Consider the following 14,766-nt stretch of genomic DNA (forward strand, 5'->3'; position numbering starts at 1 on the left):
ATTTGTTAATTGCTAGGCAGATCTTCTGTCTGTGTGTTTAGGGTCCATGGCTCGATCGTAACTTCAACAGTCATGTTTGTTGTTTCGTCAACTGGCTCTGTCGGATCTGTCGGATCTGTGATCTTGCTTATTCCAGGGCCGGCGATGCTTGCGATAACAACTTTGTAGATATTGTTACGGTATACATTGAACTTATCTTCAGCTTTGCTTGCGCCATTGTGTGTACCTGTCGGATTTAAATACACCGGATAGTAGCACCAGCCCCTTTCGAACGTTACTGGAGTCACTTTCGGAGTGCATGAATTACCGTATGCAGTAGCTTGGCCTGCATCCGTGAAATAGTAAATTCCTTTATCCGATTTAACCTGATGAAACGTATCTGCCCCTCCAGGACGGGTGTCGTTTTCTAACTTTTTAGTAGTGGAATTCCATCTTACGAAATACTTTGGCAGGAATTTAGCACGGATGCTGGTGTAAGTCAGTTGGGATTTTCTTTTTCCCTTGGATGTATTCTCTAGAATATTCCACTTTTTTTCCTTAGCAATAGTTGTGCCCTCTGTATTTGCTGCAATATAGTAGCTGTCGCTATAACCTAATTTCAGGAAGTCGGCTAGATCGGTTGTTGTCTCTATGTAGTTTGGATCCATATAATTTGCTTTTGGCAATGGGAAAAACTTCGTATTCACGTTTCCAACAGCAAATTCGATTGTACTAATATCGCCGCTCTCCAATTTTTTCTTCAGGCCATCTTTCTCATACACGACCACTTTTGCCACGAGGCGTTCTACATTTACTTTGACAAGGTTCTTTGCTTCTTCCAAAGTGAATGTCGGCTCTTGAACGACTTTGCTAAACATGGCATAACCATTGTTATCAAGCTCGTTTCCTAATTCGGTTACTTTGTTGTTTTCTACCTTTTCTAGTAGCTGATGTGTTGCTCCAACTCCCATTGTTTTGATGTTAGCAACCAAATCTTTATTCAGGTTAACACCTACGTATACTCTCTTAAATCCAGTTGTAGTCGGTATTTTCTTGGTTGATGTTAGTTGACTGTTTGTTTCAGAGAAATCGTTCGTCGTTAATGCTGTATGGCTTCTGAGTTGGTCGTTTTTATCAAAGATAAAAACATCTACACTTGTAATCAGTTTTTCTTCGTCTGTTGCGTTGTCATCCGATGCTGCATAGGTCTGGGGCTGATCGATAGTCAGTATGAATGATGTTGTTTCTCCTTCGGGTATATCGTTCCCGTTGTCAACGATCTCGTCGTTTGAACAGCTTGCAAAGCTTACCATTACTGCTGTTGCAAGGAATACTGTTTTAAAATACTTCTTCATTTCTTCTTTTTTTGTTAGTAAATCAATTGAATTAATAGTTTCTTTTGTTTGTTGTTCCTTCTCCTTCTTTGAGTTCAGGAACTGAATTCATGTTTTTAATCTTTGTTTGTTGTCTTTTGACGGTGTTTAGTTTCTTACTTGTAAATCGTTTGCTTTAGTCGTTTCTCTTTCTTTGTTCCTTCTTCCTTCTTCCTTTGCGGGATTCAGGAACTGATCTCGTGTTTTAAATCCCTTTTTGTTTGTTTCTTGACGGTGTTTAGTCTTTTACGCTTCCCTACAAGTTTTGATTAGCAAACCGTATTCTTCATCTTTTCCTTTTCTTTGTTCCTTTTCCTTTCCCAGGTTTAGGAGTTGAGCTCGTATATGCCATTTTCCTGTTTCTTTTCCTTTTATCGGTATTTGTTCCTAATTCGGTTTCTTCTTATTAGCAAATCGTATTCTTTCGTTTTCGTTGTTCCCTCTCCTATTTTAAGTTCGGGAACTGAGCTCATGCTTTAATCCTTTTTTCTTTTCCCTTTTTCAGTGTTTGTTCCTTTTCTTTAGCTAATATTCTTGAAATCTTCTTGTTATTAGCGAACCGTATTCTTTCATCTTTCCTTTTTCGTTGCTCCTTCTCCTTTCTCAGGTTCAGGAGTTGAATTGGTATTTTAAATCCCTTCTTGCTTGTTTCTTTACGGTGTTTAGTCTTTTATCTTTTGTTTGTTCCTTCTCCCTTTAAGGTTCAGGACTGGTTTTATACTTTCAAACCTTTATTTGTTTGCTAATTCTTTGTAGCTTCTGGTTGTTTTTTTTCGTACTTATTGCGTTGTTGCTCGTCCTTTATCTTCTTGTTGAGCTCTTGAAGGTTTTCTTCAGCTGCTTTCAATCCGGCGTTTTGTGCTTTGATAAAGAGTTTGCGGGCAGCCTCATAATTTCCCTCGAGCATAAGCAATGCACCTAGGTTGTTACATGCCTGTGGCAAATTGCCTGCTTTTTCAAGGTATCTTTTGGCTGTAGCTGTTTCACCTCGCTGTGCTAACACGGCAGCGGCATTGCTCAATGCAACCGGATCTTGGTCGAAGTACTTGACTATGCGTTCACCTACAATCGTATTCCACTCCTTACTCTCCCTTCCGTAGGACATAGCTACTTGGTAAAACTCTCTGTGGCTTAGCAACTCTTCGTTTTTACCTAATAGGGCTTTAGCTTCGCTGACGCTATAATCTTTGATGGTATATTCTACCGTGTAGACAACGCGTCTGAGTAATGGATACATGGTCGTTAATATATGTTGGTAGGCTTTTTCGCCAATCAAGCTGCGCATTCTTACTTTACGTTGTTCGGAATCGCGAGTCTGCTTGATAATCTCTATGATTTGTTCTTTTTGTGCGAGGTTGCTTGCCTCGAGCAATTCGAGAAAACCGTTCCAATCTTCTCCGCCATTGGTAGTGGCTATTTTCGTTCGGGGAAGGCAGTTGTTGGCCACAATATAGTTACGCAATGCCTGAGCACGCCCTTCTGCCAAACGTCCGTTGGAGGCAAATCGGCCTTCGGGTGAAGCATATCCATCGATATGCAGGCGGTTAACCTCAATATCTTTGCTATCACTTAGTAGGCATACATCATTTTCGATTTTGAATAGCTTCTCGCGGTTCAATCGGAAATTAGGAAGTAACACAGTACTGTTCACCTTGAAGTCAAGAAACGAATGTGCCTGTTTACTCCGTTTCTTTACCTCCGGAAGCGGTTCTGTCCACGCATAGACCGGCTTAACTGCATAGGGTTCTGGCAGGTTGAGATGTATGTTGGCGTCCATGGTAAATGAGAATAGTCGGATGCGGTTTCCACCGTCATTCATTTCTTTGTGAATAACTAGTTTCACATCGTTCATCCACGGTTCGTGGGCTATCCGTATGTGGTAGTATATAACGGTATCTTTATCGGCATGTACCTGATACGTGCGGTATGGGGTTGCGCTCCATTCGTGTGGTGAACGAATACGCGCGGCTCTGGTTTCCATTTGACGCCTGTTGTTTCCCTGAATGCGAATAAAGGGGAGCAACAAGCTTTCGCGATTACCTGAGAGTTCGGGTGATAGAATCATTACTTGGGCGTCGCGCACGGCCTTCTTCTGTATGAAAGCTGCAAACTGTATGTCCACGCTATCGTTGAAAACTACCAGTTCGCGACCCAGAAAGCTAACCTGGCCGGAGTACTGTTGCCCGAACAATTGTGTAGGCAGAAGCAATAGTAAATTCAATAATATGATAGAGAAGCTCTTCATGTGTGTATGGGTATTTATTTCTTTGTCTATTTAATCATGTATATAAGCGATACGCTAGCTTTGGAGGGAGTGAAGTAATTCTTATGCTGTCGGTTCTCGAACTTAACACACCCTTTACAGAAGCTCTGGTCGTAGCTCACGTGTACGTAGCCGATGCCCATGGAGGCTTCCATAGCCCATCGAGGACTCAGATACCAATGATATCCATAGCTGATGCCCACTTCATAGAGGTTACCCCGTAGCAAGTGTTCTTTCATGAAGTTGGAAAAACCAATTCCGGCTATGTTGAAGTTGGCATAAGTTGCGTGTAATCCGAAGAAGTGCTTGTTGAAAGGCTCTAAGCTCCAATACCGTATCTCGGGTTGTACGGCAATTACATTGAATTTCTTCATGTCTCCGTACTTCCAAGGGTTGTAGGTGACAGACATATCGAGCGTAAATTGGTCGCCGGTGCGCATTTCAACTCCTAGATTGAGGCTACCGGTTAAGTCGTGAAGCAGGTTGCTTTTGACGGCGAATCTGGAGAGACGAATGCTAGAGCGCGGTTTCAATTGCTTATATAATAGGTTAAGCGTTTGAATGCTGTCTGTTTCCAGATAGCCGGAATCTTTTGTTATGGTTCCGGTGGAATTTACTTTTTCCGGAGTGTCTTTTGCGAGTTCCTGAGCTGTTGTTGCGGCTGAGTATAGCAAGGCAGGACAAGACAAGGCAATAGAAACGTTAATTTCTGTAATCGTCTATTCATCGTTCCGATTATTGTTAGTTTATTTTAGATTAATTGTGCTTTTATTCTATAATTGCGTTGATTCTATAACATATATTCCTAATATATAAAATATAATTTTACATTCCCTTTGTGTGAATACCCTAAATAGATAAGGATATTTATTACTTATATGTAATTATGAATGAGTTTTGATTCTTCTGTCTTTTCGAATTTTCTAGTCTGTATAGTCCTTAATGCTGTGTTTTATAAATGTTGTTACTCCTCTAAAATAAACAATTGTTCTTTTTGTTTATCTTCTATTTTGTCGTTATTGTGCGAGACGAATGTTGATATACATTGATAATATATTGTGCAAACATATGGATATAATCTTGGTATCAAAAATATATTCTGATTTCGGACCAAATATTAACATATATTGTGTAATAATTGGCTTTTAGGCATACTTGTGTGTTGGAAACTGACTCTAAATGGGCGTAAACCCGATGTTTCTGAGTAATTGGATGCTTTTAGTGAATTGAAGATGTAAACAATAACCATTATTCTATAATGGCGGCGAATCCTCCGTTCTTAACCATCTTAATGATTAACGGTTCTCCTTTTCGAACCTGCGACTCTTTTTTGCGATAGTCCATTGCCTGACGGCCTGCATTTACGCCGTCTTCAAAGAAGGTCATTTTATAGGTTCTTCCACTCTCCAGAAAATCGAGGTTCAGGGTGAACGTGCGCTCTTGTTCTTTATTATTAGTTATGCCTCCTATATACCATTTCCCATCCTTGCGTTTGGCTATGATGGCATATTCGCCTACTTGGGCAGCTAATGCTTTGGTTTCGTCCCAAGTTGTGGGAACTTGTGTGATGAAGTCCGTGCAGTCAGGGTTGCGGTAATACAAGGTGGGATTGTCTGCCAGCATTTGTAAACCGCTCTCGAAGATCACAAACAATGCTAATTGGTATGCGCGTGTTCCGATGCTTGCTGAATTGGGGCGTTGACTGGCGTATACATTCGGCTGCATGCTTATCATAGCACCCGGGGTATAGTCCATGGGACCTACTGCATTTCGCATGAAAGGGAAAAAGATGCTATTGTCGGGTGTGCATCCGCCCATTTGCTCCATGCCTCTCACCCCTTCGTAGGAGAGGATATTGGGGTATTTGTGTTCCAATCCTTTGGGCGTGATGGAGCCGTGGAAGTCGACAAAAATCTTATGTTTGGCAGCTTCAGCGGCCACACGTTCGTAATAGTTCATCATCCACTGGTCGCTGCGGTCCATAAAGTCTATTTTGACTCCTTGTACTCCCCAGTCGGCGAAAGTCTTAAATAGATCCATGTGATTCTCGACTGTCAACCAGGTTAGCCATAATACGATGCCTACGTTCTTTTCTTTTCCGTAACGTATCAGTTCATGCAGGTCTACTTTCGGATTGGGTGTGTAGGGGTCGCGCGTGCTCTTTGCCCATCCTTCGTCCATAATAATATAGCGGATGCCGTATTTCGATGCGAAATCAATGTAGTATTTATAGGTATCCAGATTGTATCCTGATACAAAGTTGACGTCCGGTCCGTAAGGGGAAGCGTCGTTCCACCACTCCCAGCTAACTTGTCCCGGATGGATCCACGATGGATCTTGAATGGTGCTTTGAGGGGCGAGTTTATAACTCATCGTGCTCTCTAATAGTTGTCTGTCGTCTTCTGTGATAACGAAGTATCTCCACGGAAAGCTTCTTTGGGCAGAGGTTTTGGCTATATAATCGGCTTCTTCTACAAGTTTGAGGCTGCGGTCGCCGTCCTCTTCGAAGCGGATAGGTGCTTTTGGGAAAATAGAAGTCATACCGTTCTGCCCATCTCCTTGGAGGAACATGCAAGGGTAGTCCGACACATCGGTTTCGCTCATGAGGATGTGGTAACCTTTGTGAGTATCGATAAGCGCAGGCAAGGTTGCCATCCGGTTTTCGGCTTTCCAATCTGTACTCTTTAGATGGGTATACGGTTCTTCATACGCGGTTTTGAAGCCACCGGGCTGTTGCAGGTGAAGTGTATATTCCGCCGGTAAGTGAATGGCTAAATTTTCGTTGAGGACTTCTGTTTCTCCTTTGCGGTTGAGGATGAAGCGGTAAGCGACCCCGTCGTCGAAAGCCCGAAAGCATACGGTGTAGTTTCCTTTAAAATCCAGTGCGAGTTGGTTGTATTGATTCCGGATGGTTGAGAATTTGAGTGGAATTGGCGGGGTGAGTAGTTCATTTACCGCTGTTTGCTTCTGTTTGAGTAGTTGGGGGCGTTCTCCCAATGCGCCTTCTTTCAGGACGAGTTGCAGTTGGTTGTTGTCCAATAAAAGCTCGTTGTTGTGAGACACCGAATAATAGATCTTATCCGAAAGGTTTATGGTGACTTTTATTTTTCCGTTGGGAGAAACGAGTTCCGCTCTTTTTTGTCCGGCAACCTGGAGCGTAATTAAGCCGAGTGCGATTAATGTAAGAAGCTTTTTCATGGTAGGTGATTGGGTTGAATGAGGGTTAACAAAAAGCCTGTCACAAAGTGGCATTACTCGGTGACAGGCTTGCTTTATGAATGAACTATGGGAAGATGCGCCTTTATTTGGCGTACTCTGCCCAATTGGTGTTTTTCATGTCACCAGTCCGTGCGAGTTCGGCATGCATACCGAGGGCTGCCTGAATGGCGTGCGGAGTCTGGGCTCTGTTGCCTGCCAATTTGAGGTAATCCCAAAGCAGTTGCTTGTAATCAGGGTGAGCGCAGTTCTCGATAATGGCTTGTGCGCGTTCTTTCGGGCTCTTGCCACGTAGGTCGGCAACTCCTTGTTCGGTAATCACAATGTTCACCGAGTGTTCGCTGTGATCTTGGTGTGAAACCATCGGTACAATGGCACTGATCTTTCCTTCTTTGGCTACAGACGGACAGGTGAAGATTGAGATATACGCATTGCGGGTAAAGTCGCCCGAACCACCGATACCATTCATCATTCTAGTTCCGCCAATATGTGTGGAGTTCACGTTGCCGTATAAGTCTACTTCAATCGCGGTATTAATAGAAATAATACCGAGGCGGCGAACGACCTCCGGGTGGTTGGAGATTTCCGACGGACGAAGTACTAATTTGTCGCGGAAGAAATCCATATCATCGTAAATACCCTGCAGACAATCGTTGGTTACGGTCAGCGAGCAAGCACTCCCGAATTTGATACGTCCTTCCCGAATCAGGTCGATCACGGAGTTCTGTATTACTTCCGTATACATTTCGAATGCCGGAATCGTTTTATCGCGGCCGAGTGCACCGAGTACGGCATTGGCTATATTACCTACGCCCGACTGTAGGGGTAAGAAACTAGGAGGAATGATTCCGCGCTTCATGTCGGCAGCCAAGAAATCGGCAACGTTCTGTCCAATCTTATCCGTCAGTGGATCGGCATCGGCAAATGAGCGTGCTTCGTCAGGCCAATTGGTTTCTACTACACCCACGATCTTTTTCGGATCTACTTGAATATAAGGAAGTCCGATACGGTCGCTTGGTGCGTAAACCGGTATTTCCCGACGGTAAGGAGGATCTAGCGGTTCGTATACATCATGCATACCCATCATGACTTTGCTATGGGCGCTGTTTAGTTCCACGATGATCTGGTCGGCCACATGGCAGATGGTTGGTGAGATACCGCCGGCAGCTGTCAAATAGATTTTGCCGTCCGCGGTTACTTCGCATGCTTCGATGATGGCGATGTTTACTTTGCCCATAAAGCCGTAGCGAACTTCTTGCGCCATTTGCGACAGGTGTATGTCATTGTAGGCAACTTCTCCACTGTTTACCGCTTTGCGGAAGTCGGAGTTGGTTGTATACGGAGCACGGTAGCGGATCGCTTTGGCCCGTGATAGTATACCGTCACAAGATTCGCCTGTTGATGCTCCTGTAAAGATACCCACTTGGAATGGATTTCCTTTGGCGTGTTCTGCTTCCGCAATTTTAGCCAGTTCGGCTGTTACAGCTTTGGCTGTTCCTGCGGGTGTAAAACCGCTTAGCCCGATATTGTAGCCATGTTTGATAAGGCTTGCAGCTTCCGCTGCCGAGATACGATTCAATGACATAATTTTATAGTATGATTTCGTGTTTAGATACGATAGTTGTTCTAAGCCGGTTAATATTTACGTTGTAGGATTTCCCCCCAGATAATGGCACGTCTTGCCTCTTCTGCGGAGTGTATAGTGTAATCCTCTTCTTCGGGAATGGATTGAGAAAGCGTATCTGAAACAGGTTCCGTACGCTTTTGTGTATACTGATTGCTTGGTGCAGAAAGTCTTTCTTTTCTCGAGGCGACAGACTCCCGGGGAATTGTTTGAAAGAAATCATCTGACTTCTTGGACTCATCCCATCCAGCAGGTAGTGGAGACGGATTTGGGGTTGTCGGAGTAGCCGAAGGCACAGGTCGGTTTTGGCTTGGCTTCTTCGCTTTAGCCTTACTAGCTTCTTTATAAATTCCGATGGCTATAATGCTTGCTATAAAGAGAAATTTTAGTAAATCTTCCATAATGTTTTACTTCTAAAGACTTGTCCGCCAAAGGTAGACATTTTATCTGTTATGAACTAAATTTTTAGCATGAAAAAAGGGCAGCTTCACAGCTCCCCTTAATTTTTTTAACCTAAACCTTAACTATGAAAAAATCTAATGTTTCTTTCATGTTGCAAATGTGCTGAATAAAATCATACTTAGCAAGATATAAGGAGGGAAAAGTTCTATCTATTAACATTAATTATCAGTGTTGCGATGAAACTGCAAGTTTTTACGTTATTTTTATATCAGATCATCACCTTATTGAAAGCTAAGCCGTATCTTTGTAGCCAAATTTTAAATAGTAACTGAATATGAACGAATTGACGGGAGTGGACTTTAAATCCGCAACTGCTGATGACAACAAGAAGTTGTTTATCGAAACTTACGGCTGCCAGATGAATGTGGCCGACAGCGAGGTGATTGCCTCTGTAATGCAAATGGCCGGTTATGGTGTAGCCGATTCTCTCGAAGAAGCGGATGCGGTATTTATGAATACGTGTTCTATCCGTGATAATGCCGAGCAGAAAATTCTCAACCGCTTGGATTTCTTTCATTCATTAAAAAAGAAGAAGAAAGATTTGATTGTAGGCGTATTGGGTTGTATGGCTGAGCGGGTTAAGGATGATCTGATAACGAACCATCATGTTGATTTGGTGGTGGGTCCGGACGCTTACCTTACTTTGCCCGATCTGGTTGCAGCTGTAGAAGCCGGTGAGAAGGCTATCAATGTGGAGCTCTCTACCACAGAGACTTACCGGGATGTGATTCCATCGCGTATTTGCGGCAATCATATTTCGGGATTTGTATCTATTATGAGGGGGTGTAATAACTTCTGCACGTATTGTATTGTACCTTATACTCGCGGACGGGAACGTAGCCGGGATGTGGAAAGCATTCTCAAAGAGGTGGCCGACCTGGTAACAAAGGGATATAAAGAGGTAACCCTGTTAGGTCAAAATGTTAACTCCTATTCTTTTGAAAAAGAGTCGGGTGAAGTGGTGACTTTTCCGGCATTACTTCGTATGGTAGCTGAAGCAGCTCCGAGCATACGTGTACGTTTTACAACTTCTCATCCAAAGGATATGTGCGACGAAACACTGGAAGTGATTGCGCAGATGCCCAATGTGTGCAAGCATATTCATCTGCCGGTACAAAGCGGAAGCTCGCGTATCTTGAAACTGATGAATCGCAAATATACGCGTGAGTGGTATCTCGACCGGGTTGCAGCCATTAAGCGAATTGTTCCTGACTGTGGATTGACAACTGATGTTTTCGCCGGTTTCCACTCCGAGACCGAAGAAGATCACCAGATGTCTCTCTCGCTTATGGAAGCCTGCGGATACGATGCCGCTTTCATGTTTAAATACTCCGAGCGTCCAGGTACTTATGCATCCAAGCACTTGGAAGATAATGTACCTGAAGAGGTAAAGGTACAGCGTTTGAGCGAAATCATCGCTTTGCAAAACCGCTTGTCCGCCGAATCCAATCAACGTTGTATCGGGAAGACTTACGAGGTGCTTGTGGAAGGAGTTTCCAAGCGTTCACGTGAGCAATTGTTCGGTCGTACGGAGCAGAACCGGGTTGTAGTTTTCGACCGTGGTACACATCGAGTAGGTGATTTTGTGAACGTACGTGTTACGGAAGCCAGTTCGGCTACACTGAAAGGTGAAGAAGTTGAAAAGTGAAAGTTCACACAATCAGATTCTTGCCATTATTGAGAGCTTACTACTTGTGTATTTATAATGAGTAGTAAATATTCTGATAATCAATTTATATAAAAAGACGGATCGCCTTAAAAGCGGTCCGTTTTTTTGTGATATTCCGGTAGCCTGAAATATTTTTAAGAATAGAAATAAAAACAGATGAAGGCATGTAGAGTGGAAGAACCTGTTCCTCGGACTTAAAAGATGTTTGTTCTCAGCTGATAATAGTTACTGCGTCAGCTATTAATGATTGAGGTATTAGTTGTTAATAGCCGAGCGGACAAGTATTACTTGCTAAGAGGTAAATTGGAAAGCGTGAGAGTTTTGTTTTCAATTATCCGATATTCAGTGTATTGTGTTCCGAATCGTAGGAGGTTAAGGGTGTTTGCCTGCTTTCGGAATCTTCCATGTCGATAAGCAAATGCACCGCCTGCAAAATTGCTGCTAAAGGAGTCGGCCGTTGCAAAAGTGAGCAGATATTCATGAAAATGATGTTGCACAAACCAGCTATATTGTATACATAAAGCCCGATATTGTATACAACATCGCATGTTTTTGCAACAAATTGCACCTACATAAAAAGAAAGAAAAGAAAAGGAAAGAAAACATCCTCCCTAACCCTCCTTTCAAGGAGGGGATCAGGAAGAAGGAGGAAGTCTTTTTCTAGATAAGAAACCAGCGAAGAGGAAATTCGAACTGATACAGCTGGCTATCGATCGAATGCAAGCTTTCTAACTTTTCCGGGATTATCATATTCCTCCCTCTCGAATCCTATGCAATCGTGCTGAAAAGTAATTGAGGAGAAACTAGCGCTAAACTTTGAAACCGCTCAGTCATTACTTGCTAACTGTTCTGAATCAGTCGATTTGATATGTTTTGTTATTGAGTAATATGCTGTAAATTAGCCATGCGTGAACTGCTGCTTATATTAACGAACTTATTAACGCACACTTTGAAAATCCCTTGCTCAGGCAGAAATAAGGTCCTATGTTTGCATTGTCGATGAGCTTAAAGACACAGACTAACTAGAAATATTAACGATTAAAACGATTGTAACTATGGCAGTATTATACAAATTTCTCCAGGCAACTCTGGAAGATAAAAAGCGGTAAAAACACTTCAATCTCTGAGATGTACGTTCGAGAAATTTAGATTTCGACCAACTCTCAAGATGCTTCTTCCTTTTTCCTGATAATGTGAGAACATGCTTGGCTGCTTAGTAACGTTGATAGCACAATGTATGCAAACTTCGGAAACTGTAATAACAGATGCCTTTGGTGCTTTCCGTACGGTGTTAGTTCCCGGTACCAAAGTTTCCATTCTGGTAAACTTGTTTCCGTTTCAGGCAGTGAGGAAAATATAGCCTAGATCGCAATATGGGTGGGGTAGCAATGAAGAAGGTGGAGAAGCATCGGCTGTATAAATGCTTTGCAGCGGATATAGAATACGAAGTGTGGGTGTCAAGCTTAACCGAATATTTGACTTTTAACTAGACTAGTAATTATCCATTAACATGTGAATTCTCAATTTAATTGTGGTGAGCAGCACCATGAGAGGGGGCTTGTGCGCTCTTTTCGGAAGCTTTAGAGCGGTTTTACCGGTATTATGACGTCGAGGACGCTTGATAGATATTCAGACTTTGGCAAAGCGGGTTATGCTCCGACAACTGGTAAGGTAGCTGCTGTACAATTTTTAGGCTGGCGGGTTTGTGGTCAAGGTGACTGCTGCTAGGACTACATGCATGGAGGAACACAAAGTAACACAACAAATTAAAGAACGGAAAGGAGGTAAATTATGGCAATGAAGAAATCAGCATGTGATATAATCCTGAAGGTCGTTATCGCAGTGGCTTCGGCTTTGGCTGGCGTCTTGGGCGCTAATGCGATGAAACTGTAAAAAGAAGTATAATTAAAATGACCGACTGAGAATCACAGTCGGTCTATAATAAAAATGTAAATTATGAATAAAAAAATATTTTGTATACTACTGTTTTTCTCGAGTATACTTATGGGGTATGCTCAGGATTTTTCACCTGGTCAACAGGCGGAAGGTTTATTAGACAGTAAAGATGTGGTTGTTGATCACGCTACAGGAACTTTTCATTATAAAGTGCCGCTTTACAAGTTGACATCAGGGAATTATGAACTTCCTATTTCTTTGGATTATATAGGGAATGGTGTTAAGGTAGAGGATGTGCCCGGATTAATTGGATATAATTGGACGCTTAATGCAGGAGGTGTTATTACACGTACCATTCGTGGAGGAATACCGGATGAAGGTGTTTACGGATATGTAAGTCATGGAATGATTTGTACGACTCCATTGATAGAAGAAGCAACAAAAGTGAATAAACGTATACGTGATGGTGAGTCGGATATATTTACTGCTATCTTCAATGGGAAAACTATAAATTTCATCCTTGGATTTGATGATGATTATAAAATTTGTGTAAAACCTTTAGAGCGCACTAATGTACGTATTGAATGCGAATATTTGGGTATGATAATCTCTAAGTGGATTCTGACGGATGAAGATGGAACACGATATACGTATGCCCAGCGTGAGTGGATTATAGATGTTTGCAATCAGGGAGCTGTTAGTTTTAATAATATTACGGGTGAAAATTACATAACTTCATGGTATTTAAGCAAGATAGAACCGCTGAATAGCGGAGCAATAATATATCAATATAAAAAGAATGTAGAAGACGGTCATGATTTAAAGAATATAGCTGTAAATTCGTACTGTAATTCATATAAAACTACCTATTCATATGGTCAGGCTATAACTGAGTTTGTATATCCCGGATATGATTATAAGAGGTTTGATGAGGCTATAGCTGGAGCACGCAGATATTTAGAACTAAGTTCATGGTCGCTTAATTTGGATTTACATTGTTTCAATAGTGATGGTACTGTCTATCGAAACCCTTATTTTGAAGCTAATGTGTCTTCTCTCCAATTAAATTGGAATGTAATGGGAGTATTAAGTAATTACTCTTATCTATCTCAATCGGTTGGCGAATTAATCTCTTCTCTGAATACTGCAAGAAACCTTTATGGAAATAGAGGCACCTATTTTTCTGATATGATAGCCATGTATTTGGATATGGCCCTCGAATGTGTTACTATGCCTTTGTATCAAAGTTTTAAGAGTGTTCGGAATAAAGATGTGTATAATGGCGTGGGATATACGGTGTATTCCCCTTTGTTGGAAAAAGTTATAGCACCCAATCAAATAGTCAGGTTTGAGTATGATTATGGAAAACTTAAAAATGTCCAGTTAAACGATTGGTTTGGGACAAAAATATCAAAAATCTCTTTGACGAGTTCTGTAGTTTTTAAATTCTATTTCCTTTTTAGATAAAAATGGGATTGAGTCTAATGCAGCGCACTTTGACTATTATATGTTTCCGGAAGATGTTGAATTAGATAGCGATTTATGGGGTTATCCAAGGCGATACTATCCGGTTGGAGATATTGGTGATGATATTAAGGCTAAGTCTTTGAAGAAAATTAGATTGATTAATGGTGGAAATATTATTGTTGACTATGAGCCTAATACAATTGCATTTTCGCCTGCTTGGGGGATTGGGACTCAATATGGAGGAATTAGAATAAAGTCTTTAGTATTAGATGATGGCTTCAATAGTATAAGGGATACTATTTCTTACCATTATCCAAGATCGGGAATGCTTGTCTATAGTTCGTATTCGAATAATGAATCTGTTGATTATCAGTTTTTTTCAGATTGGTTGACTTATAGCAAAGTCCGATTTAAAGGTCCAACGTTTCTGAATACAGGGAATAATGGTATTTATTATGACTATGTAACAGAAGTTTTAAAGGAAGAGGATCCAATGCTTATTGTTTCATGTTCCCTTGGAAGTTGTAGAGAATAGATTTTCGGCTTTCTGGTTAAATGGCTTACCTCTGGGGAAAGCTTCTTATGATAGCGATGGTAACTTAAAGAGGATGACTAAAAATAAGTATTACACGGATATGTCATTTAGCACACGTGATAAATACTGTTTATTTGGGAATAATGATTCCTTTTTTGTGGATTCCGGTTCTTTGCTGTCTTATTGTCATTCTATTCCTCAATTAAAAGCTTTTGAATTTTATATGGATGCGAAAGATGTAGAGCCTTATTATCATGGTACAGTTGATATATTGCCATGGAT

11 protein-coding genes are annotated in these 14,766 nt (G+C 41.6%); 5 read left to right on the top strand and 6 right to left on the bottom strand.

The features are described 5' to 3' along the window. Positions 1-5: 5 nt before the first annotated feature. The 6 genes from JCM10512_RS16685 to JCM10512_RS16710 form a co-directional block, all read right to left on the bottom strand. On the bottom strand, positions 6-1,334 hold the full coding sequence (locus tag JCM10512_RS16685) for an Mfa1 family fimbria major subunit (RefSeq protein WP_044164809.1): 1,329 nt from the start codon (positions 1,332-1,334) through the stop codon (positions 6-8). Between the two features lie 760 nt (positions 1,335-2,094). Continuing rightward, the gene (locus tag JCM10512_RS16690) at positions 2,095-3,597 is read right to left on the bottom strand and encodes a DUF3868 domain-containing protein (protein WP_044164810.1); all 1,503 of its coding nucleotides are present in this window, start codon (positions 3,595-3,597) and stop codon (positions 2,095-2,097) included. A 26-nt stretch (positions 3,598-3,623) separates the two neighbouring features. Continuing rightward, complete coding sequence (locus tag JCM10512_RS16695; protein WP_244437260.1) at positions 3,624-4,304, bottom strand: DUF3575 domain-containing protein; 681 nt, start codon at positions 4,302-4,304, stop codon at positions 3,624-3,626. Between the two features lie 559 nt (positions 4,305-4,863). Next, positions 4,864-6,813 carry a glycoside hydrolase family 97 protein gene (locus tag JCM10512_RS16700; RefSeq protein WP_044164811.1) on the bottom strand — a complete coding sequence of 650 codons (1,950 nt, stop codon included), beginning with the start codon at positions 6,811-6,813 and terminating at the stop codon, positions 4,864-4,866. Positions 6,814-6,916: 103 nt separating this feature from the next. Beyond that, complete coding sequence (locus tag JCM10512_RS16705) at positions 6,917-8,416, bottom strand: butyryl-CoA:acetate CoA transferase (RefSeq protein ID WP_044164812.1); 1,500 nt, start codon at positions 8,414-8,416, stop codon at positions 6,917-6,919. A 50-nt stretch (positions 8,417-8,466) separates the two neighbouring features. After that, the gene (locus tag JCM10512_RS16710) at positions 8,467-8,856 is read right to left on the bottom strand and encodes a hypothetical protein (protein WP_044164813.1); all 390 of its coding nucleotides are present in this window, start codon (positions 8,854-8,856) and stop codon (positions 8,467-8,469) included. Between the two features lie 335 nt (positions 8,857-9,191). On the opposite strand from JCM10512_RS16710, the gene miaB reads away from it, so the two are divergent. The 5 genes from miaB to JCM10512_RS16730 form a co-directional block, all read left to right on the top strand. Continuing rightward, positions 9,192-10,565 carry a tRNA (N6-isopentenyl adenosine(37)-C2)-methylthiotransferase MiaB gene (gene miaB, locus JCM10512_RS16715; RefSeq protein WP_044164814.1) on the top strand — a complete coding sequence of 458 codons (1,374 nt, stop codon included), beginning with the start codon at positions 9,192-9,194 and terminating at the stop codon, positions 10,563-10,565. Positions 10,566-12,383: 1,818 nt separating this feature from the next. Then, entirely contained in the window at positions 12,384-12,479 is a 96-nt protein-coding gene (locus tag JCM10512_RS22825; protein ID WP_158332234.1) for a smalltalk protein, read from the top strand. A gap of 63 nt (positions 12,480-12,542) precedes the next feature. Then, the gene (locus tag JCM10512_RS16720) at positions 12,543-13,949 is read left to right on the top strand and encodes a hypothetical protein (protein WP_044164815.1); all 1,407 of its coding nucleotides are present in this window, start codon (positions 12,543-12,545) and stop codon (positions 13,947-13,949) included. 40 nt (positions 13,950-13,989) lie between these two features. Then, positions 13,990-14,484 carry a hypothetical protein gene (locus tag JCM10512_RS16725; protein WP_044164816.1) on the top strand — a complete coding sequence of 165 codons (495 nt, stop codon included), beginning with the start codon at positions 13,990-13,992 and terminating at the stop codon, positions 14,482-14,484. Then, positions 14,465-14,766, top strand: a 302-nt coding sequence (locus JCM10512_RS16730) for a hypothetical protein (RefSeq protein ID WP_044164817.1), incomplete at its 3' end; no start/stop codon positions are given. The genes JCM10512_RS16725 and JCM10512_RS16730, both read left to right, overlap by 20 nt.

It is taken from the genome of Bacteroides reticulotermitis JCM 10512, from assembly GCF_000517545.1.
GTDB lineage: Bacteria > Bacteroidota > Bacteroidia > Bacteroidales > Bacteroidaceae > Bacteroides > Bacteroides reticulotermitis.